Origin of the sequence: Paenibacillus sp. JJ1722 (genome assembly GCF_048282685.1) — a bacterium.
GTDB lineage: Bacteria > Bacillota > Bacilli > Paenibacillales > Paenibacillaceae > Paenibacillus > Paenibacillus polymyxa_B.
The window spans coordinates 3,135,134-3,150,454 of sequence record NZ_CP182500.1 but is presented as its reverse complement, the minus strand read 5'-3'; the positions used below and the strand labels follow the sequence as shown (position 1 = coordinate 3,150,454).

The 15,321-nt window shown below is 46.5% G+C and carries 14 protein-coding genes; 11 read left to right on the top strand and 3 right to left on the bottom strand.

The window, feature by feature from the left end:
- Window positions 1-94: 94 nt before the first annotated feature.
- On the top strand, window positions 95-1,222 hold the full coding sequence (locus ACM1ND_RS13755; RefSeq protein WP_418026159.1) for an NAD(P)/FAD-dependent oxidoreductase: 1,128 nt from the start codon (window positions 95-97) through the stop codon (window positions 1,220-1,222).
- Between the two features lie 78 nt (window positions 1,223-1,300).
- Here ACM1ND_RS13755 and ACM1ND_RS13750 read toward each other — a convergent pair whose 3' ends face one another.
- The gene (locus tag ACM1ND_RS13750; protein ID WP_023988835.1) at window positions 1,301-2,167 is read right to left on the bottom strand and encodes a MurR/RpiR family transcriptional regulator; all 867 of its coding nucleotides are present in this window, start codon (window positions 2,165-2,167) and stop codon (window positions 1,301-1,303) included.
- 181 nt (window positions 2,168-2,348) lie between these two features.
- On the opposite strand from ACM1ND_RS13750, the gene ACM1ND_RS13745 reads away from it, so the two are divergent.
- Together ACM1ND_RS13745 and ACM1ND_RS13740 are read left to right on the top strand one after the other, a co-directional pair.
- Window positions 2,349-3,368 carry a Gfo/Idh/MocA family oxidoreductase gene (locus tag ACM1ND_RS13745; protein WP_279833858.1) on the top strand — a complete coding sequence of 340 codons (1,020 nt, stop codon included), beginning with the start codon at window positions 2,349-2,351 and terminating at the stop codon, window positions 3,366-3,368.
- Window position 3,369: 1 nt separating this feature from the next.
- Window positions 3,370-4,362 (top strand): Gfo/Idh/MocA family protein, encoded by a 993-nt coding sequence (locus ACM1ND_RS13740; protein WP_418026158.1) that lies wholly within the window; start codon window positions 3,370-3,372, stop codon window positions 4,360-4,362.
- A 38-nt stretch (window positions 4,363-4,400) separates the two neighbouring features.
- On the opposite strand, the gene ACM1ND_RS13735 is transcribed toward ACM1ND_RS13740, so the two are convergent.
- Complete coding sequence (locus ACM1ND_RS13735; RefSeq protein ID WP_023988832.1) at window positions 4,401-4,943, bottom strand: TetR/AcrR family transcriptional regulator; 543 nt, start codon at window positions 4,941-4,943, stop codon at window positions 4,401-4,403.
- 198 nt (window positions 4,944-5,141) lie between these two features.
- Between ACM1ND_RS13735 and ACM1ND_RS13730 the strand changes: the two genes are divergently transcribed.
- Genes ACM1ND_RS13730 through ACM1ND_RS13720 form a run of 3 tightly spaced genes read left to right on the top strand, consistent with a single transcriptional unit; the run spans window position 5,142 to window position 7,248 of the window.
- Window positions 5,142-5,471 (top strand): carboxymuconolactone decarboxylase family protein, encoded by a 330-nt coding sequence (locus ACM1ND_RS13730; protein WP_023988831.1) that lies wholly within the window; start codon window positions 5,142-5,144, stop codon window positions 5,469-5,471.
- A 24-nt stretch (window positions 5,472-5,495) separates the two neighbouring features.
- Entirely contained in the window at window positions 5,496-6,242 is a 747-nt protein-coding gene (locus ACM1ND_RS13725) for an SDR family oxidoreductase (protein ID WP_209942385.1), read from the top strand.
- A gap of 22 nt (window positions 6,243-6,264) precedes the next feature.
- Entirely contained in the window at window positions 6,265-7,248 is a 984-nt protein-coding gene (locus ACM1ND_RS13720; RefSeq protein ID WP_076265297.1) for an aldo/keto reductase, read from the top strand.
- A 145-nt stretch (window positions 7,249-7,393) separates the two neighbouring features.
- Here ACM1ND_RS13720 and ACM1ND_RS13715 read toward each other — a convergent pair whose 3' ends face one another.
- Window positions 7,394-8,311 carry an AraC family transcriptional regulator N-terminal domain-containing protein gene (locus ACM1ND_RS13715; protein ID WP_418026157.1) on the bottom strand — a complete coding sequence of 306 codons (918 nt, stop codon included), beginning with the start codon at window positions 8,309-8,311 and terminating at the stop codon, window positions 7,394-7,396.
- Window positions 8,312-8,816: 505 nt separating this feature from the next.
- Between ACM1ND_RS13715 and ACM1ND_RS13710 the strand changes: the two genes are divergently transcribed.
- From ACM1ND_RS13710 to ACM1ND_RS13690, 5 genes are all read left to right on the top strand, one after another.
- Window positions 8,817-9,803, top strand: coding sequence for an aldo/keto reductase (locus ACM1ND_RS13710; RefSeq protein WP_418028030.1), 987 nt, complete (start codon window positions 8,817-8,819; stop codon window positions 9,801-9,803).
- Between the two features lie 461 nt (window positions 9,804-10,264).
- Window positions 10,265-11,320: a LacI family DNA-binding transcriptional regulator gene (locus ACM1ND_RS13705; RefSeq protein WP_179085483.1), complete on the top strand. Its 1,056-nt coding sequence runs from the start codon at window positions 10,265-10,267 to the stop codon at window positions 11,318-11,320.
- Between the two features lie 52 nt (window positions 11,321-11,372).
- Complete coding sequence (locus ACM1ND_RS13700) at window positions 11,373-12,545, top strand: Gfo/Idh/MocA family protein (protein WP_028541615.1); 1,173 nt, start codon at window positions 11,373-11,375, stop codon at window positions 12,543-12,545.
- Between the two features lie 44 nt (window positions 12,546-12,589).
- On the top strand, window positions 12,590-13,318 hold the full coding sequence (locus ACM1ND_RS13695; RefSeq protein WP_209942377.1) for a ThuA domain-containing protein: 729 nt from the start codon (window positions 12,590-12,592) through the stop codon (window positions 13,316-13,318).
- 237 nt (window positions 13,319-13,555) lie between these two features.
- Window positions 13,556-14,662, top strand: a complete 1,107-nt coding sequence (locus ACM1ND_RS13690; protein WP_418026156.1) for a Gfo/Idh/MocA family protein — start codon at window positions 13,556-13,558, stop codon at window positions 14,660-14,662.
- Window positions 14,663-15,321 lie beyond the last annotated feature (659 nt).

The following is a 15,321-nucleotide window of genomic DNA, read 5'->3' as shown; positions in this document are numbered from 1 at the left end:
ACTTTATAAGGATTTAAAATATTAATTTCAAACTTTATGCATTCATGCACTATTCGCTATAATGGATACAGTGATTTAGGAAAGGGATGTAATCATGAAGAAGGTCATCGTAATCGGATCAGGAATTCTGGGGGCATCGACAGCATACCATCTAGCAAAAATGGGTGCTAATGTCATTATTGTAGATCGTAAAGATAAAGGACAGGCTACTGATGCCGCTGCTGGCATTATCTGTCCCTGGCTATCACAGCGACGCAATCAGGCTTGGTACCAACTAGCCAAAGCGGGAGCGCGTTTTTACCCTGGGTTGATTGAAGAACTCAAAAGCGAGGGAGAAACAGAAACTGGCTATGCTCAAGTGGGGGCTCTCAGTATTCATGATGATTTGGAGAAAATCAAAAAAATGGAGGAGCGGGCACACTTACGACAAGCGGATGCACCGGAAATCGGTGAAATTACCCGGCTAAATGAAAAAGAAACCCATGAACGGTTTCCTTTGTTAGTAGAAGGTTATCATTCTGTTCATATTAGCGGTGCCGCCCGAATAGATGGGCGTGCGCTGCGGGATGCGTTGGTCCGATCAGCACAAAAAAACGGGGCGGTCCTTATACAAGGAAATGCTACGCTTCAATATGAGTCCGACCATGTAACGGGAGTAGTGGTCGGTGCACAAAGCTTCTCGTCTGACAAGGTCATTGTTTGTGCAGGTGCATGGGCAAATCAACTACTGTTGCCTTTGGGCATTCATTTTAAGGTTAGTTATCAAAAAGCACAAATTATGCATTTGCAGGTTTCTAATAGGCAAGACACAGGCACTTGGCCTGTAGTCATACCGCCTTCTGATCAATATCTGCTGGCTTTTGATAAACAGAAGATCGTAATAGGGGCGACTCACGAAAATGAAATCGAAGGTTACGATACGAGAGTAACAGCAGGTGGGATGCAGGAAATTCTGGATAAAGGTTTAGAGTTGGCCCCTGATTTAGCAAACAGCACTTTTCAGGAGGTAAGAGTTGGTTTCCGTCCTTTTACACCCGGTTTTCTACCGGTGATCGGAGCTGTTCCAGGCTGGGATGGTCTTATAGCGGCAAATGGGCTTGGAGCATCCGGGTTGACCATGGGCCCCTTTATTGGAAATCAGCTGGCAAAGTTGGCACTTGGAATGGATTTAGATATCGATATCAATGATTATGATATTCGAAAAGCAATAGATGAAAGTTGATCCTTGACCGGAGACAACAATATATATGCTTATGAAGTCGCCATACTGGCGACTTTTTGTTTTAGTGCTATATTCATTCTATACGTCATTCATCATGTCATTGAGATGCGAATTTTTTAACGATTGTGTTGTGGTTTGCATGTTTTTCAAGTAGTCGATTTTATAGATACAGGAATAGATCACATTTAATACATAGTCAAAGGCAATCTGCGATGAAAATGTACCAATCTTGGCATGTTTTACTTCGTCATTAGGCACCTGGATACAGATATTACTGAGTTTGGCCAATTCGCTTTGATTGGTTGCTGTAATTGTGATAAAAGGGATATTTTCATGTGCGAAATGCCGTGCTGCTTTTAAAAAAATCGGCGACTTTCCGTGGTAAGTTAAAAAAACAGCGCAATCCTGTGTCGTAAGATTAGCCGTATGGTAAGCCCACTCAGACAGCTCCGTGGCTATAAACACATACTTGTTTATTTTTACCAATTTATTTTGGAAACTTTTCGCACGGATTTGTGAATCACCTAACGCATATATAAAGATTCTTTTCGCTTGATCCAGCAGTAGGGCTGTTTGCGACAATAAATCATCATCCATGAATGTAAAGTTTTTTTCAATCGTTTCTTTCATTAATTCTGCAATTTCTTTCGCTACTTGAAGTGGGGATTCATCAAAACCGAAAGGATAGTTGGGGTCTACATTGGAAATGTTCTGGGTATTCTGCTGAAATTCCCGAGCAAGTTTGATTATGAACTCCTTGAAACCAGATAGCCCAAGTTTATGTGTTAATCGATTAATCGCGGAATGCGAAGTATATGTTGCCTTTGCAAGCTCCTGAATATTTAAGTGCAGGATACTTTCCTTATGAAGCAAAATATAGGATGCAATGCTTTTTTCGTTTGGTGTAAAGTTTTGCATTTCGGATAATTGCATCAGTATTTTCAACAGGTTCACTCCGGTTCAATTGAAATAACGTTTGATAAAGGATATAAAATAAACATTTTGTTTAAAAACAACCCGCCATGTTGACAAATAATCGGTTGAATGTACCATTTTGGCGGCAAATCCTTTACGATCAACATTCTTCTTCTATAATAAATGAAAAAGAGCCTAAGGGGGAAATAATATGCTTACCATCGGTTATATTGGAAATGGGAAAAGCACGAACCGTTATCATCTTCCTTTTTCATTGAACAGAGCTGATTTGAAAGTGAAGACGATATACACACGTAATCCAGATAAAGGGGAGTGGAAAAAAGTCCCTGACGTGCAGTATACAGATAATATTGAATCTCTAATGAACGATAAGGAGATTCAGTTGATTGTTATCTGTACACCTGTAGAATCCCACTACGACTATGCGAAAATGGCGCTTGACCACGGGAAAAATGTACTTGTTGAGAAACCTTTTACGTTAACCAAAGAAGAAGCCATGTCGATCTTCCAATATGCTAAAGAGAAAAATCTGGTTGTACAATGCTATCAGAATAGACGTTACGACTCGGATTTCCTCACTACCCAGAAGATTATTGAATCAGGAAAACTTGGAGATTTGCTGGAAGTGGAGATGCATTACGATTATTATCGCCCTGAGATCCCGAACTCCACTTCTCATTTTTCCAAGTATAACAGTTACCTATATGGACATGGCGTTCATACCATTGACCAGGTTCTTTCCTATTTTGGGAAGCCGGACACAATCCGTTACGATGTTCGTCAATTGCTGGGTTCTGGGAGAATGAATGATTACTTTGATCTGGATTTTTATTATCCCTCGCTCAAGGTATCCATCAAATCCAGCTTTTTTCGCTTAAAAGAGCGGCCGAGTTTTGTTGTATACGGCAAAAAAGGCGTTTTTATAAAGCAAACGAAGGATCGTCAGGAGGAGCATCTGAAATTATACTATCTGCCTAAGGGACACGCCGATTTCGGCATCGACCTGCCCGAGCATTACGGCATCTTAACATATTTGGATGATAAAGGCGAGTATCATGAAGAAAAAGTCGTTTCTGAAAAGGGAGACTATGCCCGAGTGTATGACGATATTTATCAGTCGATCGTATTTGGTAAAGAAAAAGTGATTAAAGACGAAGAAACGATAATTTGTATGGAAATACTTGAAAAAGGTATAGAGGAGTGCAACTAAAATGAAGTTGGGAATTGTCGGAGCAGGGATGATCGTAGGGGATCTATTGAGCTTTATTCAGGAAATCCCGACCATTTTATTAAAGGGCATTTGTTCTAGACCTAGCCACCAGGAGAAATTACTGGATTTGAAAAATAAATATGGAATATCTCAGATTTATTCGGATTACAGCGAGATGCTGATGAACCGTGATGTGGATACAGTTTATATCGGGTTGCCTAATCATCTTCATTATTCATATGCCAAAGAAGCATTATTGAGTGGTAAACATGTCATTTGTGAGAAGCCGTTTACTTCCAATTTGCAAGAATTTCTAGAGCTAAAAGAAATTGCTCAGCAAAGAAAACTGGTATTGGTGGAAGCCATAACGAATCAATATTTGAAAAATTATTTGTCAATGAAGGAGTATCTACCTAAACTTGGTGAGATCAAAATAGTTGAATGCAACTATTCTCAATACTCATCTCGATATGAAGCTTTCAAAGCGGGAATAATCCAGCCTGCGTTTAATCCGGAAATGTCTGGTGGAGCCTTGATGGATATTAATTTATATAATATTCATTTTGTTGTTGGATTCTTCGGTAGCCCAAAGAAAGTGGAGTATTGGGCGAACATGGAGCGTGGAATTGATACTTCAGGTATGTTGCTGCTTGATTACGGTGATTTCAAGTGTGTCTGCATAGGTTCAAAAGATAGTACGGCCCCCAATGCCGTGAACATTCAAGGCAATAAGGGCTATTTACACATGGCAAGTTCAGCTAATATATGCGACTGCTTTGATTACACTGCGAATAAGGAAACGCCAATTCGTGTGGATCTAAAAGATCATTCGCATCGAATGTATGACGAATTCGTTGAGTTTGATCGTATCATCGAAGAAAAAGATTTTGGAAAAGTCTCGAATATGCTTGAACATAGCGAGATGGTCATGAATGTCATTGAGAAAGCCAAGCAGTCCGCCAATCTTGTATTTGGCCCTGATAAACCATTTTGAGAGTAGCAGACATATGTCTGCTACTCTTTTTTATCAGATTACAATTTCCGGTCCAACAGCATGCCTATTTGCTCTGCCATCTCGACAGGAGGGAGAGGTTTATCATTCAAAAACCACCACTCCATAATCCCTACCACAGCGGACGCTGCATAACGGACAACCACTTCTTCGTTTAGTCCCCGATTTCTTGCTTCATTCATGTCGACCTCTTCCCGAAGTTCATCGATCATAAATTCAAGAAACTGAGTGCGGAAGTAAGGGGCGCCTTTGCTCACCAGCATCGTGGAGAAAAATAAATAGTTAGCCTCAAAATATTCAAACCAAACAATTTCGGCCTCTGTAAAGCTCAAATGAGCCGATTCAATACATAATCTTCGAAGTTCATTGATGTGTGCGGCGATCAGCTTATCCAGCAAATCATATTTGTCCACGTAATGAAGATAGATGGTTCCCCGGCTTACATTCGCTTTGTCGGATAGATCCTGAATTGTAATATGGTCGAAACTCTTTTCGGCCATCAACTCCGTTAATGCTTTTTTCAAGGCTTCCTGTGTTTTGAGTATTCTCCTGTCCACTTTCACTGTGTTCAACCCCTAAACTTCTAAATGATAATTGACTGTTTTAACTTATATGTCTATTAATGAACAAATCAAGCGTATTTAACAATTGCAAGCATTCTGTATCAGCTTATAATAATAGACACAAGTTCAATAATGTATCTTTTTCAATTATAGATGCATTTATATGAAGGATCAATGCAAAGAAAGAGGAGATATCACATGTCAGATACTCAAAAACTTACGGCTGCACAGCGAACGATTGGGGACTTCTCACCAAAGATCGTCGAGCTGACCGACAAGGTGCTTTTTGGGGACGTTTGGGAACGCAAAGAGCTGGCCCCACGCGACCGCAGCCTCATTACCGTAGCAAGCTTGATCACCGGAGGGAATTCCGAACAACTGGGCTTTCATTTGGGTAAAGCCAAAGACAACGGCCTGACGGAAGAGGAACTGATCGAAGTCATTACCCATCTTGCCTTTTATGCGGGCTGGCCGAAGGCGATGTCCGCTATTACAGTGGCCAAAGAACTCTTCGCAAAAGAAAACTAAGTCTCGAAAGGATGTTCATTCTCTATGTCCAATATTCAAGATAAAGTCGTTATTATTACAGGTGCTTCCAGCGGAATCGGAGAGGCAGCGGCCAAAGAACTGGCATCTAAAGGTGCGAAGCTTGTGCTGGCGGCTCGCCGTGAAGACCGTTTACAAAAGCTGCAAGAAGAAGTTGAACAAAGCGGGGGTACAGCCATCTACAAAGTAACCGATGTGACATCGCATGAGCAAGTGGAGGAGTTGGCTTCGTATGCACTTCAAGAGTTTGGGAAAATCGACGTACTTATCAATAATGCCGGAGTCATGCCGCAATCGTTTCTCTTTAAGAAGAAAATTAATGAATGGGATATGATGATTGATATTAATATCAAGGGCCTTTTGTACGGGATTGCTGCTGTTCTGCCTGCGATGCGGGAACAGAAATCTGGCCATATCATTAATCTGTCTTCTATTGCCGGACATAATGTCTACCCCGGCGGCACTGTATATTGCGCGACCAAACATGCCGTAAGGGCGATTACGGAAGGTTTACGTCAAGAAGAGGCGCTCAGTGGTACCCAGATTCGTACAACGAATATCTCTCCAGGAGCTGTCAGCACTGAATTGACGGAGGGAATCACGGATGCAGAGTTAAAACAAGCCTACGATGAGTTATATCAAGGAGCGATTAAAGCGGAAAGTATCGCACGTGCGATTGCTTTTGCGATTGAAGAGCCAGGAGATGTTGCGATCAATGAAATGATTATTCGCCCTACCACACAACAGGCGTAAGTCAACAGCAGGAGGAATGACGATGAATTATCGTACAGTAGGAAAAACAGGAATCAAGGTTTCAAATTTATGTTTTGGCACGATGTCCTTCGGCGGAAATGCCGATGAAGAAACATCCAAAAAAATGTTCAACCGCTCCCGCGAAGCTGGCATTAACTTTTTCGATACAGCAAACGTGTACAGCAACGGTCGCTCCGAAGAAATTCTGGGCGAGTGCATCGAGGACTGTCGGGATGAGATTGTACTGAGCACCAAAGTTTTCTATCCGATGGGACAGGACGTGAATGCTAGGGGGCTTTCCCGTCGTCATATCATGCTTGAAGTGGAAAACAGTCTGCGACGCCTGAAGACGGACCGCATCGACTTCTACTTCGTGCATATGTTCGACGAAAATACGCCAATGGAGGAAACGCTTCGTGCACTCGACGATCTTCAAGCGCAGGGCAAAATCCTTTACCCAGCGGTGAGTAACTGGTCGGCCTGGCAGATTGCCAAAGCGGTCGGCATCTCTGCCAAGGAGGAGCTGGCACGCTTTGAATTGATCCAGCCGATGTATAACCTGGTCAAACGTCAGGCTGAGGTAGAAATCCTGCCTCTTGCCGCTTCCGAGCAGATTGGGGTCATTTCGTACAGCCCTCTGGGAGCCGGGATTCTTACGGGCAAATACGGAACGAACAAACGACCGGAGCAAGGACGGCTGGTCGAAGAGCAGCGGTATACGGACCGCTATGCGGATGAAATGAATTTTGCCGTCGCCGACCGCTTTACTGCACATGCAGCAGAACGAGGCGTGAAGCCCTCGACGCTTGCGGTAGCCTGGGCGATGTCCAATCCTATGATCACGGCGCCAATTATTGGCGCAAGAAACCTCGCGCAGCTGGAAGACTCACTGGGCGCTGTCGATGTAGAGATGACTCCAGAGTGGCGCGATGAGATTTCCAGACTTTCGGTGACTCCCGCGCCTGCTACAGACCGGGGCGAGACGCTACTGCCGAACTGGGCTTGAAGACCGAAGACCGCCTAAATGATGTTGGGGAAGTCGGTGGTGTTCTCGTTTTATAGGAAATGACGCTGGAAGTTAAACGTATCATACCGAAAAAGAGACGGCCTAAGGTCGTCCTTTTTGCTTCTTCGCCGATCAGTCTAGATACTTAGTCATTCATGACCTGGTCATATTTTTCCTTCAATCGCTTGATGTCCGCTCTCGGAGGAGCACCGAACATGCGGGAGTATTCGCGGCTGAATTGGGAGGAACTCTCGTAACCGACCCTGAAAGCGACGTCTGCGGCGTCCGCCGATTCAGCCAATAAGATGCGGCGAGCTTCCTGAAGTCTCAGCTGTTTTTGGAACTGAATTGGGCTCATGGCGGTTACCTCTTTAAAATGCCGATGGAACGAAGAAACACTCATGCTGGCGGTGTCTGCAAGATCTTCGATCCGAAAAGACTGGTCCCAATTTCGGACAATATGGTCGATAGCTTCCCGGATCCGATAGGTGCTGCTTCCTTCGACTGCAATCTGAGCCAATTCGACTCCATAGGGCCCCTGCAGCAACCTGTACAGAATCTCCCTCGTGTAAAGCGGGGCGAGAAATGGGATTTCTCCCGGGGTGTCCAGCAGACGGGCAAGCCTGAGCACGGCGTCCTGAATGGACGATTCCATTCGGCCGACGAACAGGGCACGCTTGGCATTATCTTTTGACGTGACCTTAATATCACAATCGTTCAGCACTTCAAGGATCTGGTTCTGTGTAAATTCGAGCTTAAGACTCAGGTAAGGAGAGTCAGTAGACGCTTTTATAATTTGACCGATCACAGGCAGATTCATGGAAGCGATCAGATAATTGGACGGTCCATATTCAAATCTCTCCTGTGCCAGCCAAATTTCTTTCAGACCTTGAACGACAACACAAAAAGAAGGCTTGTAAACCCGATAAGCGGGCTCAGTTATGCTGGAATGCTGATAGAAAAATAGGGAAGGGATCGCCGTTTCCTTGGCGCTATTCTGAAGCGAGTGACGCTCGATTAATTCGGTAAGCTCCTGTTGCTGTCGAATAAGGTTCTCGGACATTCAAATCCTCCTTGCAGGTTTGTCTGGTCCCATTATAAGACTTATCCGCCTGTAGCAACAGTAGCCGTAATAGGATTGGGCAATCATTTAAGACGAATGAGATATCGCTTCGCTTTTTCTGTTCGGCATAATAAGACTAAGCTCACAGAATCAAGCAAGGGGGGGAACAACGGAATAGCTGAAGCGGCTGAATAAGAAGAGAGAACGGGTGCTCTGTCGGTGGAGGGAGTGACAGAAGCCACTACCGCAAGCAAACGACATTATCAAAGAACAAGTTTAAAAAAGGGAGGAGATGAATTAATTGAATCGTTGGTTTAGGAACTTATTGGTTCAAAGGCTTATCACATTAATAGAGTTTGAAGAGCATGAATGTTTCAAAAAATTATATAATAGTTCTCTTGATAGGATCGTAAGCCAATTAACTAAAGAAAAATAATGAACATTTTTCATACCCACCCTCCTACTGGATAAAGAATAAAATGATATTAAGAAAGGAAGAGGTATGTTGGAAAAGCGTAAATTGGGAAATAGCGGTCTGGAAGTTTCCGCAATCGGACTTGGATGCATGGGAATGAGTTACGGTTATGGGCCGGCTTCGGACCAAAAGGAAATGATCTCGGTCATTCGGGAAGCGGTCGAGCGCGGCGTGACTTTCTTTGATACCGCCGAAGTATACGGACCCTTCACGAATGAAGAACTCTTGGGCGAAGCTCTTCTTCCCGTTCGAGACCAAGTCGTGATTGCCACGAAGTTCGGCTTCAATATGCAGGATGGCAAGCAGTCCGGGATGAACAGTCGCCCTGAGCATATCAAGAAAGTTGCCGAAGAATCGCTTAGACGGCTCAAGATTGAAGCCATCGACCTGTACTATCAGCACCGAGTCGATCCAGATGTGCCGATCGAAGAGGTAGCGGGAGCCGTGCAAGATCTGATCCGGGGAGGAAAGGTGAAGCACTGGGGATTGTCTGAAGCAGGAGTGAAGACCATTCGTCGTGCACACGCGGTTCAGCCACTCACTGCAATTCAGAGCGAATATTCCCTGTGGTGGAGACGCCCCGAAGAGGAACTCCTCCCTGCCCTAGAAGAGCTCGGTATTGGCTTCGTTCCGTTCAGTCCTTTGGGCAAGGGCTACCTGACGGGAAGTTTTAACGCAAACACGACATTCAACCATGACGATTTGCGCAGTATTCTTCCACGTTTTACTCCAGAAGCGCTGGAGGCCAATCAGGTGTTGGTCGACCTGCTTAAAGAGATGGCTGAGCAGTTAAAAGCAACGCCAGCCCAAATCGCACTCGCCTGGCTGCTAGCCCAGAAGTCGTGGATCGTTCCGATCCCGGGCACACGGAAATTAAGCCGTCTGGAAGAAAATCTAGGCGCAGTGGACATTAAGCTCACATCCGAAGATGTGCGCAATATTAACAGCGCAGCCTCGCAGATCACTTTGATGGGCGCCAGATATACGGAGGAACTGGAGAGAAGAACGGGTCTTTGATCTAATTCTTCAAGTCATATCCCAATCATGAGGAAATCTCTTTTGTTAAAGTAAATAATTAGATGAGAAATCGTATTTCTCCGCAATATTAAAATTCTGTCCCGCCTTGTGAGGCGGGGTGAGTATAAGTCCAATGCTCATTAACTCGCTGCTGGTAAAATAGCATTAAAATCATCCCAAAAATCGAAATAGCGGCAGTCATGGACGAGGAAATAAAGTCCTAGAACTGCCGCTATTTTATTGAACTTTCGTATCCGTTAGCGCAATAGTTAATAAACATTTATTTGTTCGCGGCACCGACTGCTGGGGCTGGGATATTCCGTTCAATCTGCTGGCAAGCAGGAATCGCGAGACAATGTCCTTTTAGTAGAGAAATGAGCTTATTCATCTTTGAAGCACGCTTTTTGGGATTGACAGGGGTATGGCTGCATGAGAAAATGTACGCGCGTACATAAAATGATTTGGAGGTGGGTAATATCGTTTCGCGCAAGGAAGTAGCAGAACTTTCCGGCGTGTCTGAAGCGACGGTATCCCGGGTCTTAAATGCAGTAGGTCCTATCAAAGAGGATACGCGGAGAAGGGTTCTGGACGCAGCTAATCAGCTTGGATATGTTCCTAGTGCGCTGGCCCGTAACTTTGCCCGAAGCAAGAGTGGCCATCTTGGTGTGGTTATGCCTTATGTCCCGAAGGCGCACCTGTTCTCAGCCTATTTTTTCTCTGAGATGCTGAGCGGTATCGGAAACAAGGCCAGAGACAGCGGACTCGATCTGCTTCTATTGTTTCGGAAGCCGGGGGAACGGATTGATTACAGTAGTCTTTTCCGCCAGCAAAGGATCGATACCTGTATCATCCTTGGAGCCAGGGATGACCACGATGAGGTGGAAGCTCTAAAGAGACTTCAGGAAGAAGGGCGTCCATTCTGCGTCATGAATCACCATTTTGAAGGGCAATCGTTCTGTGAAGTGGATGCAGACCATGTAGAAGGCAGCCGAGCGGCTGTAAGTCACCTCATCGAGCAGGGATACAAACGGATTGCCTTTCTCAACGGCCCGGATATCTATTCCAATAGTACTGAGCGAATGAAGGGTTACCGTACCGCGCTTCAGGAGGCCGGTATTGAATATGACCACGATCTGCTTCTGGAAGGTAACTACAGCCGTCGAAGCGGGCTCGAAGCCTCAGCCACAATAGCAGACAAATTGAATGATATTGATGCCGTATTTGCGGCGAACGACCGGATGGCCCTCGGGGTAATGCAGGGTCTCCGTGAGCGCGGACTGCCAGTTGACCGGTTCCCAGCGTTTGTAGGCTATGACGATTCGGATGCGGCTGAGATGGCTGTTCCGCCGCTAAGCAGTGTCCGCGTTCCTTTTTATGAGATGGGAGAGCTTGCAGCCTCGAAGCTTATACCCGATTCTCTGGACCTTATTCCAGCCCTGGAACTGACCGGGTCCGACTCGATAAGAGAACTCCTGTCCACAGAGCTGATTATCAGGGCGTCATCCATTCGTCCATAACACCAATCGTCAAAAACTCGTTGAAACTCAGACCCATAAGGAGGATCACGACATGTCTAATCGTCTTCGTATCGGAATGGTTGGCTACAAATTTATGGGCAAGGCTCACAGCAACGCTTACCGTAGTCTACCCATGTTCTTCCCAGATGCCCCGCTGCAGCCAGAGATGTCCGTTATCTGTGGACGCAACGCGCAGGGGGTTCAGGCGGCTGCCCGCCAGTTCGGCTGGACCGAAAGTGTTACGGATTGGCGTGATCTAGTGAAACGTAACGATATTGATCTCATTGATATTAACGCCCCGAGTAATGCCCATAAGGAAATTGTCGTTGAGGCTGCCCTCCAGGGCAAGCATCTGTTCTGTGAGAAGCCGCTTGCGCTCTCGCTGGCGGATTCCCGTGACATGCTGCAGGTAGCAGAGGAAGCAGGGGTCAGACATATGGTAGGCTTCAACTACCGCTTTTCTCCGGCTGTCCAGCTGGCAAAGCAGCTAGTCGAGAGCGGTCGCCTAGGCAAAATTTATCATTTCCGTGCTTTCTTCCTTCAAGACTGGATCATGGACCCGTCCTTCCCGCTGGTATGGCGGCTGCAAAAAGAAGTGGCCGGTTCTGGCTCTCATGGTGATCTTGGCGCCCATCTGATTGATCTCGCTCGCTTCTTGGTCGGCGAGTTCCATGAAGTGATCGGCATGAGCGAGACATTCATCAAACAGCGCCCGTTGGCTTTGGAGATGAGCGGGTTGAGCTCCAAAAGGAGCGCAGAGGCAAATGCACCGATGGGAGAAGTGACAGTCGATGATGCCACGCTGTTCCTGGCACGCTTCGCCGGAGGTGCGCTGGGCAGCTTCGAGGCCACACGTTTTGCTGCCGGACATCGGAGCACAAATTCATTCGAGATCAACGGTAGCCTAGGCAGCGTGCGGTTTGACTTTGAACGAATGAACGAACTGGAAGTGTATTTCACACAGGATAAGGAGGACGTTCAGGGCTTTCGCCGCGTACTCGCCACCGATCCGGCACATAAGTACTCTGAAGCCTGGTGGCCTGCAGGACATACAATTGGATTCGAGCATACCTTCACCCACGAGATGCTTGAGATGTTGAGGGCCATCTCCGAAGGACGACAACCTTCGCCGAACTTCCACGACGGTGTCGCTTGTCAGGCTGTGCTTGAAGCGGTAGAACGCTCCATAGAGGAACGCCGCTGGGTATCCATTGAAGAAATGTAGAAATGTAGTATAACAATACATTCCGAAAGGTGAGTGGATTACAGATGCGCAAGGCACTGATTGTATGGGGTGGATGGAACGGACATGAGCCGGAGCAGGTGGCGGCCATTTTTGAACGCATTTTGAAGGAAGAGCAGTTCGAGGTGGGGGTGTCTAATACCCTTGAAGCCTACCAGGATGCAGAGAAACTGCTTGACCTGGACTTAATCGTTCCAATGTGGACCATGGGACAGATTGAGCAGGAACTAGTCAATAATGTCTCAGCAGCCGTTCAAAGCGGCGTAGGTCTCACAGGCTGCCATGGCGGCATGTGTGATGCCTTCCGGAACAACGTGGATTGGCAGTTCATGACAGGCGGGCAATGGGTTGCGCATCCCGGCAATGACGGGGTGGAGTACATGGTGAACATGAAGCGCGGCTCCAGCCCACTTCTAGAGCACATTGAGGATTTTCAGGTCAAAAGCGAGCAGTATTACCTCCACGTAGACCCGGCAGTTGAAGTGCTGGCAACCACACGCTTCCCGGTCGTACCAGGTCCCCATTCAGCCAATGGGCCAGTGGATATGCCTGTTGTATGGACGAAGCGCTGGGGGAACGGACGCGTCTTCTACAATTCGCTGGGCCATCACGCAGATATCATAGATATGCCTCAAGTGACCGAGATGATGCGCAGCGGGTTTCTGTGGGCAGCCGCAGGCAAACAGGCGGTGGCCACCCAGGGCAGCTCGCTGGCAGAGGCTTATACAGGCATGACAGACAACCAGCAGCGTTAGCGTGGACCGGATGAATTGGTAGTACCTCTGGCAAAGAGTTTGACCACCTGAACTCACCATGGTCAGAAAGGGACAGAGCACAGAAGGAGAACAGACAACACGGACAGTAATACCGTTAGGCGTGTGCCCTTATGCAATGAAGTCCTGATTGAATTCGTATTGCCAGTCTCTAATAGTATCCGATGAAATAAAAGAATGCCATTATCCATTTTTTCTGAAGAAGAAGGGAGTCCAGGCATGAACAAAATGAAAGTAGGCATTATCGGGTGTGGTAAAATTAGCGGAATTTACATGGAAAATTGCCATCGTTTCGACATTCTGGAGCTGTACGCAGTAGCGGATCTGGACCAAGGTCGGGCAGAGGAGCAGGCAGTAGCGTTTAACGTTCCGAATGTATATTCGGTAGATGAGATTTTGGCTGATCCGGAGATCGAACTCATTATTAATTTGACCATTCCGGGCGTTCACGCTGACGTTTGTCTCAGAGCTCTTGAGGCAAGCAAGCATGTTTATGTGGAGAAGCCACTTGCCGTCACCCGTGAGCAAGGGCAGGCTGTCTTGGATCTTGCTCATCAAAAGGGACTGCTTGTCGGCTGCGCACCGGAGACCTTCTTCGGTTCCGGTATACAGACATCATTGAAGCTGATTGAAGACGGAGTCATTGGGAGTCCGGTAGCCGCTACGGCTTTCATGATGAGCCGTGGACATGAACATTGGCATCCTGATCCTGAATTTTATTATGCAGTCGGCGGCGGTCCAATGTTTGATATGGGCCCCTATTATTTGACGGCTCTGGTGCAATTGCTTGGTCCGATTGCTACCATTTCAGGCATGACAAGCAAGGCGATGGATCAACGAATGATTACGAGCGAGAAAAAGAGAGGCCAGACCATCCCCGTCGATATACCGACCCATGTGGCCGGATTGCTGCGCTTCAAGCAGGGGGCTGTCGGCACGCTAATTACCAGCTTTGACATCTTTGGTGGAAGCACTCTGCCACCGATCGAGGTATACGGCACTCATGGCACGTTACAGGTGCCTGACCCGAACACGTTCGGAGGGCCAGTTCGCTATAGGGTGCTAGGCGGGCAAGAATGGACAGACGTTCCGCTGTTGTCGGGCTACCAGGAGAACACAAGGGGCATCGGTGTTGCCGATATGGCCTACGCTATCCGCAGCGGACGGCCTCACCGCGCCAGTGGTGAATTGGCCTATCATGTGCTGGAGGCGATGTGGGCGTTCCACGATTCCTCCGATCAGCAGACCTTCTATCCAATGCAAAGCACATGTCTGCGTCCAGCGGCTTTACCGGAAAACCTGCCTTTGTACACGTTAGATACGTAAACAAAGGTCAGCCTAGTGCTAGTCGGCAGCATTCAAAAATTACAAGACTGGAGGGCATGTCCCAAAAGTCAGTTTTTGTTTTTTTACATTCCGCTTTGAATGTTCATTTCTATTGAAAAGAAGACTCCAGCTCCGTTTTGACCGCGGCTTTGGAGTCTTCTCAGTTCAATTTTCGGGAAATTTGACAGAGCGAGAAGTTGTGGAAGTCCTTTCATAAAGGATTATAGAGCAAAGACTAAAAGAGGAAAGACAAAGCAAAGTAACCGTCATAGGTACGTCGGATAAGAAAAGCTCACGTGTGCATTCACCGGTAATGAGAGGGTTCACTTGGTAACCTAGCTTTAAACTGACGAGGAGTCAATAATCGAAAATATGATGAACTGAAACGGATTTTCTTTACGCACAATTGGTACTGCCTTAGTGGCGAACAGTTAGATCGAACGAAGAACATTTTCTCCGCTACATTTTCCGGATCGCCGTCATACAGACAGCCATTCAATTTGCATTCTTCATCGATCATCTCTGGCGTGGTCGGATTATGCTCCCAAAAGACCTGATCTTAATTTCGGTCATAAAATCATTCTTTACCGATCGTTCTAAATATGTTATATTGTTGGCGTGGGAGGAATACACGGATAAGAAGCCAAGAGTTATGAGGA